Annotated in this window: 21 protein-coding genes; 9 read left to right on the top strand and 12 right to left on the bottom strand. The window is 48.3% G+C overall.

Annotation, left to right across the window (positions count from 1 at the left end):
• Positions 1–576, top strand: a complete 576-nt coding sequence (locus H9644_RS08020) for a YceI family protein (RefSeq protein WP_064528519.1) — start codon at positions 1–3, stop codon at positions 574–576.
• Positions 577–617: 41 nt separating this feature from the next.
• Here H9644_RS08020 and trhO read toward each other — a convergent pair whose 3' ends face one another.
• Positions 618–1,670: an oxygen-dependent tRNA uridine(34) hydroxylase TrhO gene (trhO, locus tag H9644_RS08015; RefSeq protein ID WP_191774120.1), complete on the bottom strand. Its 1,053-nt coding sequence runs from the start codon at positions 1,668–1,670 to the stop codon at positions 618–620.
• Between the two features lie 223 nt (positions 1,671–1,893).
• Between trhO and lpxL the strand changes: the two genes are divergently transcribed.
• From lpxL to H9644_RS08000, 3 genes are all read left to right on the top strand, one after another.
• A complete protein-coding gene (gene lpxL, locus H9644_RS08010; RefSeq protein ID WP_191774118.1) occupies positions 1,894–2,814 on the top strand; it encodes a kdo(2)-lipid IV(A) lauroyltransferase in 921 nt (306 codons plus the stop codon).
• A 176-nt stretch (positions 2,815–2,990) separates the two neighbouring features.
• On the top strand, positions 2,991–4,217 hold the full coding sequence (mdtG, locus tag H9644_RS08005; protein ID WP_191774327.1) for a multidrug efflux MFS transporter MdtG: 1,227 nt from the start codon (positions 2,991–2,993) through the stop codon (positions 4,215–4,217).
• A gap of 82 nt (positions 4,218–4,299) precedes the next feature.
• The gene (locus H9644_RS08000; protein ID WP_191774116.1) at positions 4,300–4,674 is read left to right on the top strand and encodes a MysB family protein; all 375 of its coding nucleotides are present in this window, start codon (positions 4,300–4,302) and stop codon (positions 4,672–4,674) included.
• A 4-nt stretch (positions 4,675–4,678) separates the two neighbouring features.
• Here H9644_RS08000 and H9644_RS07995 read toward each other — a convergent pair whose 3' ends face one another.
• The 3 genes from H9644_RS07995 to mdoG all read right to left on the bottom strand — a co-directional run bounded on the left by H9644_RS07995 (position 4,679) and on the right by mdoG (position 9,150).
• A complete protein-coding gene (locus H9644_RS07995; RefSeq protein ID WP_064528511.1) occupies positions 4,679–4,906 on the bottom strand; it encodes a YceK/YidQ family lipoprotein in 228 nt (75 codons plus the stop codon).
• A gap of 172 nt (positions 4,907–5,078) precedes the next feature.
• Positions 5,079–7,622 carry a glucans biosynthesis glucosyltransferase MdoH gene (mdoH, locus tag H9644_RS07990; protein WP_074399520.1) on the bottom strand — a complete coding sequence of 848 codons (2,544 nt, stop codon included), beginning with the start codon at positions 7,620–7,622 and terminating at the stop codon, positions 5,079–5,081.
• Positions 7,615–9,150 carry a glucans biosynthesis protein MdoG gene (gene mdoG, locus H9644_RS07985; protein ID WP_074399531.1) on the bottom strand — a complete coding sequence of 512 codons (1,536 nt, stop codon included), beginning with the start codon at positions 9,148–9,150 and terminating at the stop codon, positions 7,615–7,617. Before mdoG ends, mdoH begins: the two co-directional genes overlap by 8 nt.
• 393 nt (positions 9,151–9,543) lie before the next feature.
• On the opposite strand from mdoG, the gene mdoC reads away from it, so the two are divergent.
• Positions 9,544–10,701, top strand: a complete 1,158-nt coding sequence (gene mdoC, locus H9644_RS07980; protein WP_191774114.1) for a glucans biosynthesis protein MdoC — start codon at positions 9,544–9,546, stop codon at positions 10,699–10,701.
• A 7-nt stretch (positions 10,702–10,708) separates the two neighbouring features.
• Here the strand turns inward: mdoC and clsC are convergent, their stop codons facing one another.
• From clsC to csgB, 6 genes are all read right to left on the bottom strand, one after another.
• Entirely contained in the window at positions 10,709–12,190 is a 1,482-nt protein-coding gene (gene clsC, locus H9644_RS07975) for a cardiolipin synthase ClsC (protein ID WP_191774112.1), read from the bottom strand.
• Entirely contained in the window at positions 12,132–12,665 is a 534-nt protein-coding gene (gene ymdB, locus H9644_RS07970) for an O-acetyl-ADP-ribose deacetylase (protein ID WP_064528503.1), read from the bottom strand. The genes clsC and ymdB overlap by 59 nt, the downstream gene beginning before the upstream one ends.
• Before the next feature lie 94 nt (positions 12,666–12,759).
• Positions 12,760–13,071: a hypothetical protein gene (locus H9644_RS07965; protein WP_064528501.1), complete on the bottom strand. Its 312-nt coding sequence runs from the start codon at positions 13,069–13,071 to the stop codon at positions 12,760–12,762.
• 121 nt (positions 13,072–13,192) lie between these two features.
• Positions 13,193–13,525: a curli assembly chaperone CsgC gene (csgC, locus tag H9644_RS07960; protein ID WP_064528499.1), complete on the bottom strand. Its 333-nt coding sequence runs from the start codon at positions 13,523–13,525 to the stop codon at positions 13,193–13,195.
• Positions 13,526–13,583: 58 nt separating this feature from the next.
• Positions 13,584–14,042 carry a curli major subunit CsgA gene (csgA, locus tag H9644_RS07955; RefSeq protein ID WP_064528497.1) on the bottom strand — a complete coding sequence of 153 codons (459 nt, stop codon included), beginning with the start codon at positions 14,040–14,042 and terminating at the stop codon, positions 13,584–13,586.
• Between the two features lie 40 nt (positions 14,043–14,082).
• A complete protein-coding gene (csgB, locus tag H9644_RS07950) occupies positions 14,083–14,538 on the bottom strand; it encodes a curli minor subunit CsgB (RefSeq protein ID WP_064528495.1) in 456 nt (151 codons plus the stop codon).
• Between the two features lie 757 nt (positions 14,539–15,295).
• Here csgB and csgD point away from each other — a divergent pair.
• The 4 genes from csgD to csgG are packed head-to-tail and all read left to right on the top strand — an operon-like array spanning position 15,296 to position 17,638.
• Positions 15,296–15,946 carry a biofilm master transcriptional regulator CsgD gene (csgD, locus tag H9644_RS07945; protein WP_191774109.1) on the top strand — a complete coding sequence of 217 codons (651 nt, stop codon included), beginning with the start codon at positions 15,296–15,298 and terminating at the stop codon, positions 15,944–15,946.
• A gap of 4 nt (positions 15,947–15,950) precedes the next feature.
• Positions 15,951–16,340, top strand: coding sequence for a curli production assembly/transport protein CsgE (gene csgE, locus H9644_RS07940; RefSeq protein ID WP_064528491.1), 390 nt, complete (start codon positions 15,951–15,953; stop codon positions 16,338–16,340).
• Between the two features lie 22 nt (positions 16,341–16,362).
• Positions 16,363–16,779: a curli production assembly/transport protein CsgF gene (csgF, locus tag H9644_RS07935; RefSeq protein WP_064528489.1), complete on the top strand. Its 417-nt coding sequence runs from the start codon at positions 16,363–16,365 to the stop codon at positions 16,777–16,779.
• Positions 16,780–16,804: 25 nt separating this feature from the next.
• Complete coding sequence (gene csgG / locus H9644_RS07930) at positions 16,805–17,638, top strand: curli production assembly/transport protein CsgG (RefSeq protein ID WP_064528486.1); 834 nt, start codon at positions 16,805–16,807, stop codon at positions 17,636–17,638.
• 99 nt (positions 17,639–17,737) lie between these two features.
• Here the strand turns inward: csgG and H9644_RS07925 are convergent, their stop codons facing one another.
• Both H9644_RS07925 and ycdY read right to left on the bottom strand, forming a co-directional pair.
• Positions 17,738–18,229, bottom strand: a complete 492-nt coding sequence (locus H9644_RS07925; RefSeq protein ID WP_064528823.1) for a DUF1097 domain-containing protein — start codon at positions 18,227–18,229, stop codon at positions 17,738–17,740.
• Positions 18,230–18,330: 101 nt separating this feature from the next.
• The gene (gene ycdY, locus H9644_RS07920; RefSeq protein WP_064528484.1) at positions 18,331–18,885 is read right to left on the bottom strand and encodes a molecular chaperone YcdY; all 555 of its coding nucleotides are present in this window, start codon (positions 18,883–18,885) and stop codon (positions 18,331–18,333) included.
• Between the last annotated feature and the right edge of the window lie 17 nt (positions 18,886–18,902).

Genomic DNA, 18,902 nt, shown 5'->3' with positions numbered 1-18,902 from the left:
ATGAAAAAAAGCCTGCTTGGTTTAACCTTCGCTTCCCTGTTGTTCTCTGCCGGTTCAGCTATCGCTGCCGATTACAAAATTGACAAAGAAGGCCAGCACGCCTTTGTCAATTTCCGCATTCAACATCTGGGCTACAGCTGGGTTTACGGCACTTTTAAAGATTTCGACGGTACTTTTACGTTTGATGAAAAGAATCCAGCTGCCGATAAAGTTAATGTCACCATTAACACCACCAGCGTGGATACCAACCATGCCGAGCGCGATAAACATCTGCGCAGCGCGGATTTCCTCAACACAGCAAAATATCCGCAGGCAACCTTTACATCCACTAGCGTAAAGAAAGACGGTGACGAGCTGGATATCACAGGTGATCTGACACTGAATGGCGTAACTAAACCAGTAACGCTGGAAGCGAAGTTGATTGGTCAGGGCGATGATCCGTGGGGCGGTAAACGTGCAGGCTTCGAAGCTGAAGGTAAAATTAAGCTGAAAGACTTCAATATCAAGTCAGATTTAGGTCCGGCCTCTCAGGAAGTTGATCTGATTATTTCGGTGGAAGGTGTACAGCAGAAATAATGCTGAAATGTTGCCGGATGACGCGCATCCGGCAATGATGTTTATTCCGCAGGATCAGGTATGCCCAGTGTCGTGTTCAGGCGCCCCCGCGACTTATTAAAGATTTTATTGCCATTTTCTCGCCCGGCTCGACGGCGTCGCTGTTCTTCTGGCGATAACGCGCTCTCTTCGCAGCAAATCTCACTACAACAACCCTTGAATTTCTCAGCACACGTAGGACACTGGATAAACAGCAAATGACAGCCATCATTTTTACAGTTGGTATGGCTGTCGCATGGCGTGCCGCACTGATGGCAATGCGCAATAATTTCATCAGAGATGCGCTCCCCCATCCGTTCGTCAAAAACGAAATTTTTGCCAATAAAACGCACTGGTAAGCCTTGCTCGCGCGCCTTACGGGCGTATTCAATAATGCCGCCTTCAATATGCCAGACTTTATTAAAGCCGTTATGCTTCATCCATGCACTGGCCTTTTCGCAACGAATGCCACCAGTACAGTACATAACGATTTTTTTATCTTTATGCGTCTGCATCATCTCAACCGCTTTCGGTAGTTGTTCACGAAAGGTATCAGCAGGAATTTCCAGCGCATTTTCGAAATGACCGACTTCATATTCATAGTGGTTGCGCATGTCGATAAACAGCGCATCGGGATCATCAAGCATGGCATTCACTTCCGCTGCTTGCAGATATTCTCCGACATTTGTGGCGTCAAATTGAGGATCGTCAATCCCGTCGGCGACAATACGCTCGCGGACCTTCATGCGCAGCACCCAGAAGGATTTTCCGTCATCATCCAACGCGATATTCAGGCGTAAACCCTCTAACGCAGGATCAAAAGCATAAAGCTGTGCGCGAAATGTCTCGACGTTGCTCGCGGGTACACTAATTTGCGCGTTGATCCCCTCATGTGCCAGATAGACCCGGCCAAAAACATTCAACGAGGCAAATAGCTGATATAAAGCATCGCGGGTCACTTTAGGATCGGCAATATGGAAATATTTATAAAACGAAATGGTGGTGCGCGGTTCACTCTCGGCCAGCATTTTGGCTTTCAGTGCGTCATTGGAAATGCGGTTATGTAACACTGGCATGGTGTACGGTTCCTGCGAGGTGGGAAAGTAAAATCCGGCGCATGATATAGCAATAATCGCAAATTAACATCCACACATTTTACGCTACATTTACACATTAAAAATTATTAATAGTTTACATGCGCGGCATTTTTGCCCAGTCTTCAGCCTCAAATTTTGGTTGAGGGCGAAAAAATGCAACAATACATACAATTGCCCGTATAGGTTGAAAGACAGGATTGATATGACGAATCTACCCAAGTTCTCCACCGCACTGCTTCATCCGCGTTATTGGTTAACCTGGTTGGGTATTGGCGTACTTTGGTTGGTCGTGCAATTGCCCTACCCGATTATCTATTGCCTCGGCTGTGTAACAGGACGACTGGCGTTACGTTTTATGAAGCGACGCGCCAAAATTGTGCATCGCAACCTGGAACTGTGCTTCCCGGAAATGAGCGAACAAGAGCGCCAGCAGATGGTGATTAAGAATTTTGAATCCGTTGGTATGGGACTGATGGAAACCGGCATGGCGTGGTTCTGGCCAGAAAGTCGGGTTGCTCGCTGGACGGAAGTCATCGGCATGGAACATATTCGTGACGTACAGGCGCAAAAGCGTGGCATCCTGTTAGTTGGCATCCATTTTCTGACGCTGGAACTCGGTGCACGACAATTTGGAATGCAGGAGCCGGGCATCGGGGTTTATCGCCCGAATGACAACCCATTAATCGACTGGCTGCAAACCTGGGGCCGCCTGCGTTCGAATAAATCGATGCTCGACCGCAAAGATTTAAAAGGGATGATTAAAGCACTGAAAAAAGGTGAAGTCGTTTGGTATGCGCCGGATCACGATTACGGTCCACGCTCGAGCGTTTTTGTGCCGTTGTTCGCCGTTGAGCAGGCGGCAACCACAAGCGGTACCTGGATGTTGGCACGGATGTCCGGCGCATGTCTGGTGCCTTTTGTCCCTCGTCGTAAGCCGGACGGCAAAGGTTATCAGTTGATCATGCTGCCGCCAGAGTGTTCACCGCCACTGGATAACGCTGAAACCACCGCCGCGTGGATGAACAAAGTGGTCGAAAAATGCATCATGATGGCGCCTGAACAGTACATGTGGCTGCATCGCCGCTTCAAAACGCGCCCGGAAGGCGTTCCTTCACGTTACTAATCTTCTTTATGCCGGATAAGATGCGCAGCATCGCATCCGGCACATCAGCATCAAATCCCCTGATTTAGCGATAAAAGCTCTCTGCATTGCGTCACTTATAAGTCAGGCGCATAATTAGTGTGCTTATCTTTTATTCTCTTGTTCACCGCGCCCTGGCGCACCAACAGCGGATTGCTATGTCACCCTGTGAAAATGACACTCCCATAAACTGGAAACGAAACCTGCTCGTTGCCTGGCTTGGCTGTTTTCTTACCGGCGCCGCCTTCAGTCTGGTAATGCCGTTCTTACCCCTCTACGTTGAGCAACTTGGCGTTACGGGCCATTCGGCACTAAATATGTGGTCAGGGATTGTCTTCAGTATTACTTTTCTATTTTCCGCTATTGCTTCTCCGTTCTGGGGAGGACTTGCTGACCGCAAAGGTCGAAAAATTATGCTCCTGCGCTCTGCCCTCGGGATGGGCATCGTGATGGTGCTAATGGGAGTTGTGCAAAATATCTGGCAATTTCTGATCCTACGAGCATTGCTGGGTCTGCTCGGTGGATTTGTCCCTAATGCCAACGCGCTAATCGCCACTCAGGTCCCGCGCAATAAAAGCGGCTGGGCGCTGGGTACGCTCTCTACCGGTGGGGTTAGCGGCGCACTGCTCGGCCCCATGGCTGGTGGCTTGCTCGCCGATAACTACGGCTTACGTCCGGTATTTTTTATTACCGCCAGTGTGCTAATACTCTGCTTTTTCGTCACCCTGTTTTGTATCAAAGAGAAATTCCAGCCAGTCAGCAAAAAAGAGATGCTGCACATGCGGGAAGTCGTGACATCGCTTAAAAACCCGAAGCTGGTACTTAGCCTGTTTGTCACAACATTAATCATCCAGGTCGCCACCGGTTCAATCGCGCCAATCCTGACACTCTATGTCCGCGAACTGGCGGGGAATGTCAGTAATGTTGCTTTTATCAGTGGCATGATTGCCTCGGTCCCCGGCGTGGCTGCGCTACTTAGCGCGCCACGACTTGGCAAACTGGGGGATCGTATCGGGCCAGAGAAGATCCTGATAACGGCGCTGCTCTTTTCTGTGCTGCTGTTAATCCCTATGTCTTACGTCCAGACACCATTCCAACTGGGGATTTTACGCTTTTTACTCGGGGCCGCCGATGGCGCGTTACTCCCCGCGGTACAAACGTTACTGGTCTATAACTCAACAAATCAAATCGCCGGGCGAATTTTCAGCTATAACCAGTCATTTCGCGATATTGGCAACGTTACGGGACCATTGATGGGCGCGGCTATCTCGGCAAACTATGGTTTCCGTGCAGTGTTTCTGGTGACCGCCGGAGTGGTGTTGTTTAACGCGGTTTATTCCTGGAACAGTTTGCGTCGCCGCCGATTGCCCCAAGTGACAGGCTGATTTTTCGCCTTTCATACTTGCAAAAGCGCATAATCAGCTATTCTTTCCCTGAATACATCATCAAATCAAAGGGAGAATCGTGATGACTATGTACGCAACGCTTGAAGAAGCCATTGATGCCGCACGCGAAGAATTTCTTGCTGACACCCCCGGAATCGATGCAGATGAAGCAAATGTGCAACAGTTCAATGTCCAGAAATACATTCTGCAAGATGGTGACATTATGTGGCAGGTTGAGTTTTTCGCTGATGAAGGCGAAGAAGGTGAATGTCTGCCAATGTTCAGCGGTGAAGCTGCACAAAGCGTCTTTGACGGCGATTATGATGAAATTGAAATTCGCCAGGAATGGCAGGAAGAAAATACGCTGCATGAATGGGACGAAGGCGAATTTCAGCTTGAGCCGCCACTGGATACTGAAGAAGGACGCGCTGCCGCCGATGAATGGGATGAGCGTTAATGACTCATTCATATGGCCCATGTTGAATATCAATGGGCAGCAGTAAGGTATCGAAGACGAGGGAGAATGGCAGATCGAGGATCGTAACATAGCGCCACGCGGAGTCACGAACATCCCATTGCACCCCGGGATAATATTGGTTGCCATGCCCCTGCCCCGGTATAGTGCGGCTAATGATGCTGCCACAGCCACTCAGTAAGGTAACCATGATGCCTACCACAATGAAACGCATTTGATACCTCTTTCCTAAAAAAATACCGGCATTACGCCGGTATTTTTATTGGCTCGTTGTTTTTGCCGGATGCGGCGTGAACGCCTTATCCGACCTACAAAATCTTGCAAACTCAATATATTGCAGGAACGATGTAGGCCTGATAAGCGTAGCGCATCAGGCAACTACGTTTTTATTGCGAAGCCGCAGCCGGGTTACGCAATGCCTGTGGGTTCAGCTTTATCCCTTCGTAGTAACTCACCCATGAAGAATATTTCTCTGGAGAGTTCCATACGCGGAAATGCAAACGTGCCATCGTTACCGGGTCGCTCAAAAGCACCAGACGACGATCGCGATTCAGCTTCTCTGGCGTCTCGTTAAGCGCCTGTTCAACGTGGCGGTCACGGGCGATTTCCAGCACCTTACTGGCGCGGTGACGCGCGGTCGCCATTGCCGTTGCCAGGGCGTTAAACGACGGGTTAAACACCGCGTGCATAAAGCCATCGTCGAGAGAACGCTGACGGTTCATCTCAAGGAAACGGTCGGTATCGACCAGCACCTGCGGCGGTGAATACTCTTCTGGGATCAGGAACAGTTTCCAGCGTTTAGTACGCAGCCCCACGGTCGTACGACTGGAGATCACCGAAACAAACGGTGACAGGATCAGCGAGAAAACAATCGGCGCCAGCCAGAACAGGAATCTCAGATCCAGCCATGCCATGCCAACCGCCCACACCAGACCCAGTAACAGTTGCGAGCCGTGGCGTTTAAACGCTTCTCCCCAGGAAGTGGAGTCATCATCACGTTGCGGTGAATTCCACACCACTTCCCAGCCGAGGAAGGCGCTGACCACAAATACCGTATGGAACAGCATGCGCACCGGCGCCAGCAGTACGGAGAACAGCACTTCCAGCAGCAGCGACAAGGTGACGCGCCAGAAGCCACCATACTCTTTAGTCCCTTTGCACCAGATGAGCAAAATACTCAACAATTTTGGCAGGAACAGCAGCACCATTGTTGAGGCAAACAGTGCAATTGCCAGTTCAGGACGCCATTGCGGCCACACCGGGAACAACTGCCGTGGTTGCAGGAAATATTGCGGTTCGGTCAACGCATGTACTACCTGTAATGCGGTCGAGAGCGCGAGGAACATAAACCACAGCGGTGCAGAGAGATATGACATCACCCCCGTCAGGAACACCGCACGGTGTACCGGGTGCATCCCTTTAACCAGGAACAGGCGGAAGTTCATCAGGTTGCCATGACACCAGCGACGGTCACGCTTTAGCTCATCCAGCAAGTTTGGCGGCAACTCTTCATAAGAGCCCGGGAGATCGTACGCAATCCATACTCCCCAGCCTGCGCGGCGCATCAGAGCGGCTTCTACAAAGTCGTGCGACAGGATTGAACCGGCAAAAGAACCTTCCCCCGGCAACGGCGCCAGCGCGCAGTGCTCGATAAACGGTTTCACGCGGATAATCGCGTTATGCCCCCAGTAGTGCGACTCGCCGAGTTGCCAGAAGTGCAAACCGGCCGTGAACAATGGCCCATAAACACGGGTCGCAAACTGCTGGCAGCGCGCGTACAGCGTATTCATACCAGATGCTTTCGGCGAAGACTGGATAATCCCGGCGTTCGGGTTGGCTTCCATCAGGCGCACCAGGCCGCACAAGCAATCACCGGTCATCACTGAATCGGCATCCAGCACCACCATGTAGCTGTACTGACTGCCCCAGCGACGGCAGAAGTCATCGATATTACCGCTTTTACGCTTTACACGACGGCGGCGGCGGCGATAGAAAATCTGCCCTTCGCCGCCGACTTCAGCGATAAGCTCCATCCAGGCTTTTTGCTCTGCGACGCAGATATCCGGGTTGTAACTATCACTCAGAATGTAAACATCAAAGTGTTTAGCATTGCCGGTGGCTTTTACCGATTCCCACGTTGCACGCAAGCCTGCAAAGACGCGACTCACGTCTTCATTACAGATGGGCATGATCAATGCCGTACGATGCTCCGGGTTTAGCGGTTCATCGCCAACAGTCGACGCAGAAATACTGTATTTATCGCGACCAATGAGCAGTTGCAGGAATCCCATCAGCGCGGTCCAGAAACCGGCAGACACCCAGCAGAAAAGAACAGCAAAGAGGATCAGAATGCCGGTCTGCAACATATAAGGCAGGAGCTGCATAAAGGAAACCCACAGATCCTGATCGACCATATCAACCGGATTAATAAACGCCCACCCCTGATACGGCAGGATCGTCTTCATATACCAGGTGGCGACCACGGTTTGCGCCAGTGTCAGAATAAGCAGGATATAACGACGGATTGTCCCGACGGTACGCCACTTTTGCTCGCTTTCCTGTTCTTCTTTGGTCAACCGAGCCAGATAGCGCGGTGTCACATCGCGCCCGCGCAGACGATCCCAGAATCGCCCTACCGGGTTAGTTCGCCACGGATCGGGAAACATAGAGGAGCGTTTTGCTTTCGGCATTGCCTGAAGCTGATCGCGTCCTTCGTCGTCTTTAATTAACTGTCCATCAGCCAGCGAATCCGGCCAGGCTTGTTCAAGACGAGCCTTCACCGACCCTTGCGGGGAGTCATCCTCCCGCGCCCAGGTGCGGTGCTCGGCATCCAGCGCCTGATGAACGGCGCGGATATCGGTCTTCGGCAATGCCGCTTTCTCGCTTGCGGAGATGGGCATTGCGTCAATGTACTCAGTTGTTTTATTCATTGGCAGGTAACTGGTAGCTCCAGGTTTCACTCAACGTCTGATCGGCATTCACCAGCGCAGCACGCATTTCAGTGGTTTTCTTGGCATCTTTCACTTTCACGCGCATTACCAGACGCCAGCCTTTGGTGACCGGGTTATAACGTACTGTACTCTCTACAATCTCACCATTATCGCCAATACTGGTTTGTGCGGTGACTGGCGTATCCACTGGCAGCTTTTTCATTTCTGGACCAGTAAAATCGACCACAAAAGCGATAGTACCGTCAGGTTGACGAATCAGGTTTGATTGTTTCACATCCCCCGTTGAGCGACGCGTCTGCTGTACCCAGGCGTTATCTGGCGCATGCAATTTGTCTTCGTCCCGGCTGAAAGTGATGGTGTATTTAAAGTTCATCTCTTTACCTGGTTCCGGCAGCTGATCCGGCGTCCAGTAAGCGACGATGTTATCGTTAGTTTCATCGTTAGTCGGAATTTCTACCAACTCAACGCTACCTTTGCCCCACTCCCCTTTCGGTGTTACCCAGGCGCTTGGACGCAGATCGTAACGGTCGTCGAGATCTTCGAAACGAGAGAAGTCGCGGCCACGCTGTAACAGACCAAACCCTTGCGGATTCTCCATAGAGAAGCTGCTAACCGCCAGATGTTTCGGGTTATTCAGCGGACGCCAGATCCACTCACCGTTACCGGCATGGATAGACAAGCCGTTTGAGTCGTGCAATTCCGGACGATAGTTATTTGCCGGAGACGGCTGGTTCGGGCCGAACAGGAACATACTGGTTAGCGGCGCAACGCCCAGTTTGCCGACTTTATCGCGCAGATAAATTTTAGACTGCACATCAACAACCGTGTCACGTCCCGGCATAACCACAAACTTGTAAGCGCCTGTCGCACGCGGCGAGTCAAGCAATGCATAAATGGTTAAACGTTTATCAGTCGGTTTTGGGCGCTCGATCCAGAACTCTTTGAAGCGCGGAAATTCTTCACCGGATGGCAACGCGGTATCAATTGCCAGGCCGCGGGCAGACAGGCCATAAACCTGACCTGCGCCAATCACGCGGAAATAGCTGGCCCCGAGCATGCTGACGATTTCATCGTTTTTATCTTTGCTGTTGATCGGGTAAAGCACTTTAAAACCGGCAAAACCAAGGTCTTTTACCGTGTCTTTGTCATGCTGAACATCGCCGAATGTAAAATAATCCGGGCTGTATTTGATTCTTTTTACTGCCGTTGCAGTAACTTCATTGATTTTGACCGGCGTGTCGAAGTACATACCCTGATGGTAGAACTCGAGCTTGAATGGGGTCTTCAGATTGTTCCAGTAGGCTTTGTCATGATTAAACTGGATCTGCTGATAGTCCGCGTATTTCATGTCGCGGAAAACGGAGGGCAAGTTACTTTTAGGCGCCTCATAGCCTTTCCCGGCTAAGGATTGAGCTTGCTTTGCGACATCGTCAATGCTGAAGGCCCAGCTTGATGATGTATACAGGGTTAACATTACTGCAGCACTCAACCAACGCATTTTCATCATTTGTAGTTTATGTTTCATAATAAGTAAGCACTTCCCCCTTTGTGTGCTTATATCGATCCGATCTATTTTAATGGATAACCAGCCATTCCGACAACAGAATCCCGGTATTATTCAGCGTGCCGGCTCATTGATTAAGCACCTGATTGCAACCGTTTTCACTTTCCGTGCTTCTCCTAAAGACAGAAGCAGCGAGTTCGTGTAGGGTTTGCCAGCAAATTTATTTATCAACCGTCTTACAGACGCTTCCATTTTGGTTAGTGGTAGTGGCTATGCCGCGTAAAAAACACCCGTGAAGTCTGTGCCAGATGCGCCAGACCGATGTAGTTATGGCAAAAGCCTAAAGACATTACCCGGCAGGGATAAGACGAAAAATCCGAGATTAGTTAACCATATATGAATCCAGTACCCGCGCAGCGTGAATATTTCCTCGACTCCATCCGCGCCTGGTTGATGTTGTTAGGGATCCCTTTTCATATTTCTTTAATCTATTCAAGCCACACCTGGCATGTGAACAGCGCAGAGCCGTCCTGGTGGCTGACACTTTTTAACGATTTCATCCACTCGTTCCGCATGCAGGTATTCTTCGTTATTTCTGGTTATTTTTCCTACATGCTTTTTTTACGCTACCCATTGAAAAAATGGTGGAAAGTTCGCGTCGAACGCGTGGGGATCCCGATGTTAACGGCCATTCCTCTGCTGACTTTGCCGCAATTCATTATGCTACAGTATGTCAAAGGCAAAGCAGAAAGCTGGCCCGGCCTGTCATTGTATGACAAGTATAATACACTGGCCTGGGAATTAATTTCGCACCTGTGGTTTTTACTGGTATTGGTGGTCATGACGACGCTTTGCATATGGATATTTAAGCGTATTAAAAATAATTTAGATAATTCTGGTAACAAAAATAAAAAATTCTCAATGGCTAAACTATCAGTGATCTTCTTATGCCTCGGCATCGGCTATGCGGCAATAAGAAGAACGCTCTTTATCGTTTACCCGCCTATTTTAAGCGATGGCATGTTCAATTTTATTTTCATGCAGACGCTGTTTTATATGCCGTTTTTTATCCTTGGTGCATTAGCTTTTATTTTCCCTAATCTTAAAGCCTTGTTTACCACACCTTCTCGTGGTTGCACGCTCGCTGCAGCAATGGCATTTGTCGCATATTTGCTCAATCAACGTTACGGTAGCGGCGATGCCTGGATGTATGAAACCGAGTCGGTGATCACGATGGTACTCGGCCTGTGGATGGTGAATGTGGTTTTCTCCTTTGGCCACCGCCTGCTCAATTTCCAGTCGGCTCGGGTAACCTATTTTGTAAACGCATCGCTGTTTATTTATCTGGTTCACCACCCTTTAACGCTCTTTTTTGGTGCGTATATCACGCCCCATATCACGTCAAACCTGCTGGGATTCCTCTGTGGCCTGATATTCGTGATAGGGATTGCGATAATTCTGTATGAAATTCATTTACGCATTCCATTGTTTAAGTTTTTGTTCTCCGGAAAACCGGCCATTAAGCGCGAGAATGATAAAGCGCCAGCCCGCTAAGTCACGTTTACAATAACCATTCAACGGGTAATATTGACGCCAGTCTGACCAAAACCCGCTTCAAGAAACTGGTTGCGGGTTCTTTTTTGAGAATCATTTCTTCCTTCCCGTGGCGATCGACCCAGTTAATCCGTCCCCACCGATCTAAACGCAACTGCCAGGCCGCATCATACTGACTCTGAATAAAGCGTTTATCGATCAGCTGCGCCAGCGTTTTGCTCTCTATTACCAGGCCCATTTCAGTGTTGAGTAATGTTGAACGCGGGTCGAAATTGAATGAACCAATAAACACAATTTTGCCATCAATACTGAAGGTCTTGGCATGCAGACTGGCCCCGGAATTCCCGGTTATTCCACGGTCGTGCAATGTACCTGGTTGTTCCCGCGTTGGCTTCAGTTCATAGAGTTCCACGCCATAACGGAGCAATTTTTTGCGCCAGCGTGCGTAGCCAGCATGCACCACAGCGACATCATTAGCGGCAAGTGAGTTGGTTAAGATCGCTATCTTTACCCCTTTTCTTACCATCCGTAACAGTTGCGCCACACCTGCACGCGTCGGCACAAAATAAGAAGAGATAATATCAATCCGCTCGCCGGGTGACCCCATGATATCGAACAGACGCTGCGGCAGAAGGGAATGGCGTTTTGCTTTACCCTCCCCTTTCGCTGGATCATCACTTAATAAACGCGTTTTTGCCCAAATAAGCGGTAACGTACCCTCAACGAGTTGATTCATAAAAGGGCTGGATCCCAGTTTACGCAAATAGCGATGTGTAATGCTGTCATTATGCCAGGATGCGGGTAGCTCAATACGATCAGCCATTTCACCTTCAGGTACATCCAGAACATGCTGCAAGGAGGAAACTGATTTGCAATACCAGTAGCGGGCGAAATCATCAGCGACGTCCTCAACAACTGGCCCGATTGCCAGGACATCTAAATCTGAAAAAAGTGGCTCTTCTCCTGCACCAAAATAGGCATCGCCAACGTTGCGCCCACCCACCAGCGTCACCACGCCATCGACGGTAAAGCTCTTATTGTGCATACGTCGATTGAGACGAGAAAAATCGGTGATATAACCAAGCGGACGTAACAGGCGAAAAGAGAAAGGATTGAAAAGTCGAACTTCAATCCGCGGATGACTATCGAGCAAGCGTAAAATGCCATCAAGTCCGGGTGTATTGTTGTCATCAAGCAACAAACGAACGCGAACGCCACGCTTCGCGGCGGCTAACAGAGCCGAAAACAGCAATCGCCCCGACATATCGTCCTGCCAGATGTAATACTGAACATCCAGCGTATGTTCCGCCATTTCGGCCAGGCGGTAACGTGCGGCAAACGCATCCAGACCTTTATCAAGGGGGAAAATGCCGCACAGTCCTGGATGTTGCGAACACAAGGGCAACACCGCGCTCGCCAGCCGAGGCAAATCATTCATCTCCTTGTTGGGTAAGGAGTCTTTCGTAGAGATGGGCGTTTTCTTCATCATAACAGACAAAGTATACCTGCTCGGGTAAAGCGTGACGGGTAATAAATTCCGAAACGGTTTTTACTGCTATTTCAGCCGCTGCAGCGCGTGGGTATCCATAAACACCCGTACTAATGGCAGGAAAAGCTACCGATGTATAACTGTTCGCCGCCACCAGTCGCAGGCTATTGAGATAGGCATCCTGCAATAGCTGATCTTCATTTTGTTCTCCGCCGCGCCACACTGGTCCAACGGTATGTACAACAGCTTTGGCGGGGAGATCGCCTGCAAGGGTAATTACTGCGTGTCCCGTAGGGCAATCACCCTGCTGTTGTCTGACTTTTAAACAGGCATCCAGCAGCGCCGGACCGGCAGCGCGATGTATAGCGCCATCGACGCCCCCTCCCCCCATCAATGATGGATTTGCCGCATTAACAATCACATCAACGGCCAGTTTGGTAATATCGCCCTGTACAACATGAATACGCGATTTCATAACGCCTCCTTACACCATCTTGTTTCTTAAGTGTACAGCAGGGTTTTTAGCGAAATCGCATTTTTCTTGTCAGCAACGTGAGTGATTCAGAAACTTAGTTATATTCGATGTTCATCACAGCCAGCTTTTTCTGCTTATCAAGATACTGCACTTTTACTGAGGCAATTTGCGCATTTTTGACTTTGCCACTCATTAGCTCTTTGCTGGAATAAGTTTTGCTCTGTACAGGGCCATTTTGCATACAGGTCATTTCAACGGGCGTTTGCAGAGAGCTCACTTCACACGCGGGCTCCACGATTTGACCATGAAAATGAATCACGCCACCTTGCGCATTGCTTTCCGCTGTTGCAAAGAAAGGACAAACCAGACTACCGAGCATAAGAGAGTTTAAAAAAGGTCTGAACATTTATTCTATTTCCTCAATGATTAGTCATCCTTGAGGGGTGGTGTTATCCATACTTTCAGATTGGCCGATTCGCAGCAAACCATTCTCTCCAGATTCATCTTATGCCCGATATTTCAAAGAATTAAGACTTTTCTGAAGAAGACGGCCATTGTTGTGATAAATGAAGTGACTGTCCATCAGAAACAGTAACAACTATTTTCACCCGATCGTCCGGGGAAATATTTAAACTCAACTTCGTCAAGGCAATGGGTTGATTAGCGGGCAATGAGAGGGTCTTTTCTTGTTTGGTCTGGCTTTGGCCTGAACTGCCTTCACGCAGAGACAATATTTGCACCCGGCACAGGCATGATTGCGTCAGAGTAACTTCAGGAATAATGGTGTACATGTCACCTTGCTGGGTTGTATTAAAGGTTATCTGGCTGGAAAGCGCCGCGAGAAGTAATAACGCGTTCATACTATTCTCCCGAAAAAAAACAGGGCTTACGCCCTGTTTCTGTCATACAAATTCTGTATTAGTACTGATGAGCGGTCGCGTTGTTACCAAAGCCAACCTGAGTTACGTTGACGCTGGAGTTAGATGCAGTCTGGTCAACTGCTGCACCGTTGCCACCACCGAACTGTTTAACAGTCATTTCAGAGTTCTTACCGTTCCACTGATCAAGAGTGGCGCTGTTACCGAAGCCACGCTGGGTCAGTTCAATTGAGCTGTCATCAGAACCTTGTCCAACATCTGCGCCGTTACCGCCGCCGTGCTGGGTAATCGTCAGGTCAGAGTTGCGGGCATCAGCCTGCAATGCAACAGCAGAGTTACCGCCACCGTGCTGGTAAATATTCAGCTCTGAATTCGGACCGCTGTTATTGCCGCCGCCACCGTGGTTGCCGCCGCCGCCGCCGTACTGAGGAATAGAACCTGCCAGAGCGCTACCAGAGAATACGATTGCTGCAATTGCTGCTACTTTTAAAAGTTTCATGTAAAACCCCCATCGGATTGATTTAAAAGTCGAATGGAAATTAACGCTGTGTTACGCGAATAGCCATTTGCGACTGTCTCTGCACTACAATTGCCGTTTTTTGAGTACCATGCTGCGTAATATTTGCTTTATTACCAGAACCTTTCTGGATAATCATTGCAGTATTACCATATGCGCCTTGCGAAATACTGGCATCGTTGGCATTGCCCGCCTGATCAATATACGCAAGGTTATAATCTCCTGTCTGGTCAATCCTTGCCCGGTTGTTATTACCATCTTGCGAAACAACCGACAAAAGTTTAGAGCCTCCCTGCCGTAACTGTGCACTATTATTAGCGCCAGCTTGACCAATTATGGCTGCCTGATTAAATGAAGACTTACTCAATTCATTTACCGCAAAGTTATACTCTGAATTAGCTAAATCATAACCTGCCGCGGCTGCAATCCCAGGCGCACCCAGTACTGTTAACATCATAAATAACAATCTGTTTTTCATGTTGTCACCCTGGACCTGGTCGTACATTTAAGAAATTTAAATCATTTCAACTTGGTTGTTAACGCAAACCGTTTTTTGTTAACGCTGCGTTACGATGGAAAGTATGTCTGCGGAAATATTTTTAATAACTCACCCGCGCGTTGTATTTTTCTTTTTTTACTCATGCCAAAGTATTAAAACTCGCGTAAATACGCTGTTATTTACGCAAAAATTATTTTGTTTGCTTTTGAACCTTCGTTTTTTGACCGCGAAAATTCGACAAACTATCTCTTCCCATGATTCACGAAGACTCCTTCGATATGTTTGCCTGACAAGCCGTCACAAACATCGTCTTTTTGCAGCAAAAATTTGTCCATGAAGAGATTCTGAAAATACAGACAATTTTAGCGCAACAAAAGGACCAGAAATAAATAAATATTATTAAATTAATCATTCAGTTACGTATATTTGTATGACTTTTCAAAATTGTGCAATAAAAGCTATATGTACAACTTTTCTATCATTACCAGACTTAATGATTCCTTAATTTTAACGATTTTAAATACCGTGTTACATCCTGTTACACGTTTAACACTTGATTTAAGATTTGTAATGGCTAGATTGAAATCAGATGTAATCCATTAGTTTTATTTTTTACCCATTTAGGGTTGATTTATTACTACACACAGCAGTGCAACATCTGTCAGTACTTCTGGTGCCTTTATTGAATAAAGGCAGCTGTCAGGTGTGCGATTAATAAAAAGAGCGGGGTTTCATCATGTTTAATGAAGTCCATAGTATTCATGGTCATACATTACTGTTAATCACTAAACCTTCATTGCAGGCGACTGCGTTATTGCAGCATTTAAAACAATCGCTGGCAATCACAGGAAAACTACATAACATTCAACGTTCTCTGGACGATATATCTTCTGGCTGCATTATTCTGTTGGATATGATGGAAGCAGATAAAAAACTCATCCATTACTGGCAGGATACATTAAGCAGAAAACACAACAACATCAAAACACTGTTGTTAAATACTCCAGACGATTACCCGTACCGCGACATTGAAAACTGGCCTCATATCAACGGTGTTTTTTACGCCATGGAGGATCAAGAACGCGTCATCAATGGGTTGCAAGGCGTCTTACGCGGGGAATGCTACTTTACGCAAAAACTTGCCAGCTATCTGATCACACATTCAGGTAACTATCGTTATAACAGCACGGAATCTGCCCTCCTTACTCATAGGGAAAAAGAGATCCTTAATAAACTGCGTATCGGCGCCTCCAATAACGAGATTGCTCGTTCGCTGTTCATCAGCGAAAATACGGTTAAAACGCATCTTTATAATCTTTTCAAGAAGATAGCAGTCAAAAACCGGACTCAAGCAGTCTCATGGGCAAACGATAACCTCAGGCGATAAAGCCATGAAACGTTATTTATGCTGGATTGTCGCAGCGAATATTCTCTTCGCTGCCGGGAATGCTCACGCCGTAGAGGTAGAAGTACCGGGATTGTTAACTGACCATACTGTTTCATCCATTGGACACGATTTTTATCGTGCCTTTAGTGATAAATGGGAAAGTAGCTATACCGGGAACTTGACGATTAATGAAAGACCCAGTGCACGATGGGGAAGCTGGATCACCATAACGGTAAATCAGGACGTTATTTTCCAGACATTTTTATTCCCATTGAAAAGAGACTTCGAGAAAACTGTTGTCTTTGCACTGGCACAAACTGAAGAAGCACTGAACCGTCGACAGATTAGTCAGGCTTTACTGAGTACGGGCGATTTAGCGCCTGATGAATTTTAAATTAAATTGTCCGGAGGCTGCAATGCGTGTCAAACATGCAGTAATTCTACTCATGCTAATTTCGCCAATAAGTTGGGCCGGGAATATGACCTTCCAGTTCCGCAATCCTAATTTTGGTGGCAACCCCAATAATGGTGCTTTTTTACTAAACAGCGCCCAGGCACAGAACTCGTATAAAGACCCAAGTTATGATGATGACTTTGGTATTGAAACGCCCTCGGCGTTAGATAACTTCACCCAAGCCATTCAGTCACAAATATTAGGTGGGCTGTTGACAAATATTAATACGGGTCAGCCAGGACGAATGGTGACTAACGAATATATTGTCGATATTGCCAACCGGGATGGTCAGCTGCAACTGAACGTAACCGATCGTAAAACGGGTCAAACGTCCACGATTCAGGTTTCGGGATTACAAAATAACTCAACCGATTTTTAAGCCCCAGCTTTGTAAGGAAAATAATATGCAGCGCTTATTTGTTTTGGTTGCAGTCATGTTGCTGAGTGGATGCTTAACAGCACCACCAAAAGAAGCCGCCAAGCCGACATTAATGCCTCGAGCTCAAAGCTACAAAGATTTAACCCATTTGCCTTCGCCAACGGGCAAAATCTTTGTTTCGGTATACAACATCCAGGATGAAACTGGACAATTTAAACCTTATCCGGCTAGTAACTTCTCCACCGCAGTTCCGCAAAGCGCGACCGCAATGCTGGTCACCGCATTGAAAGATTCGCGTTGGTTTGTACCGCTGGAGCGTCAGGGCCTACAAAACTTACTGAACGAACGTAAGATTATTCGTGCGGCACAGGAAAATGGCACCGTTGCGCTCAATAACCGGATCCCGCTACAGTCGCTGACGGCAGCCAATATCATGGTTGAAGGGTCGATTATTGGTTATGAAAGTAACGTGAAATCGGGCGGTGCCGGGGCGAGATATTTCGGTATTGGCGCCGATACGCAGTACCAACTTGACCAAATCGCGGTGAACTTGCGTGTCGTTAATGTTAGCACCGGTGAAATCCTGTCATCAGTGAACACCAGTAAGACCATTCTTTCCTATGAAGTCCAGGCCGGTGTCTTCCGCTTTATCGACTACCAGCGGTTACTGGAAGGGGAAGTAGGATATACCTCGAACGAACCCGTTATGCTATGCCTGATGTCTGCGATTGAAACCGGTGTTATCTTCCTGATTAATGATGGTATCGACCGCGGTCTGTGGGATTTGCAGAATAAAGCAGATCGGCAGAATGACATTCTGGTGAAATACCGCCATCTGTCAGTGCCGCCGGAATCCTGATCCATAAAAAACTGCACCTTAATCAGTTGGGTGTCCAACTTTTGGGGTGCAGTCCTTTTTAATCCGGCTTTTACGTATTCAATATAAAGCGTGATTCTCTCACGCTTTATTTTTTACTTGTTGTTCATGGTGAGCGGCCTTAGCACTGCGCGCTGCCAACCAGAGCCCACTGTTTTTCATCGCGTAACCAAACACCAGCCCAACCGCCAGAGATGGCAATACCAGCTTCCAGTTCCCCTGCGCGGCAAACGTCGCACACGCGCCGATAAACGTACCCGGAACAAATGACAGCAATAGCTGTTTGGCCTGAATACACATCAGGAAAGCAACAATGCCAGTCATGACATAGCCAACTATTTCCAGATGGGGTGCCAGAGCACTACCGTAAATGATGACCATTGCCCACACCACACCGCTAAACAGCGTTGCAGCGGAGATCGCCAACCCTTTCAGGCCTCCTTGTGGACAGGCAAAGTAGGCCGTGCAGCCAAGGAAACCAGCCCAGCTGAGTAAACCAAGGGAAACGGCCACCCATCCCCAGATACCGGAGAGAATGCCCGTTGTGATTGCAATAGAGAGAAGTATGTTCATGTCGCGAATGATAACAGAAAACGCACCCATGAATGAGATCGAGCACACATTTTATGCAACGTAGAGTTTGGTGTTGCACTAATGAGTGACCATTATCACATTTATTCTTCTTTTTCTTCCTCGAGTTCGTCCCACATTGCGCCGATAGCATCGCGAGTCAGTGGTGCCATAGTGCGCCAGAACGGCGTGGTTGCATGGGCCTCAATTTTACCGAGAAATGCGCCACACCACGGCAACAGATACTCGCTGAACAGCGTTTCCAGTGCTTCGCTTTCATCCTCCGTTGACTGATCTTCCAGCCAGGAAGCCGCGAGCAACAACGTGCCGATGTGATCTGCTGGCGTATCTGCTAACGGCATCCCGCGTTCTGAAAGAAAAGCACGCACTTCCGCTTCCGTCGCGCCCTCAACCCAGGCGCTGCGATAAGGCGGTACTGCACTTTCATCGCCGATAAACAGCGCATTGTAGTCGGCAGACACTTGCGCCATATCACAACTTTTCTGCAAACGCGCCAGCAACTCATCCTGCTCCAGTGGCCAGCTCGCTGCCAATTTTCCCTCACGAATCAGGGTAAACAGCGGAACCAGTAAAGGGTCCTGCGGTTGGCGGTAATAAAGTGACCCCAGTACACGACACAGGATAGAAAACTCGTTCATTTATTTATTTCCATAAA

The organism is Escherichia whittamii, assembly GCF_014836715.1.
Classification (GTDB): Bacteria; Pseudomonadota; Gammaproteobacteria; order Enterobacterales; family Enterobacteriaceae; genus Escherichia; species Escherichia whittamii.
The sequence above is the reverse complement of the archived record's forward strand: the minus strand, read 5'-3'. Positions and strand labels throughout refer to the sequence as shown.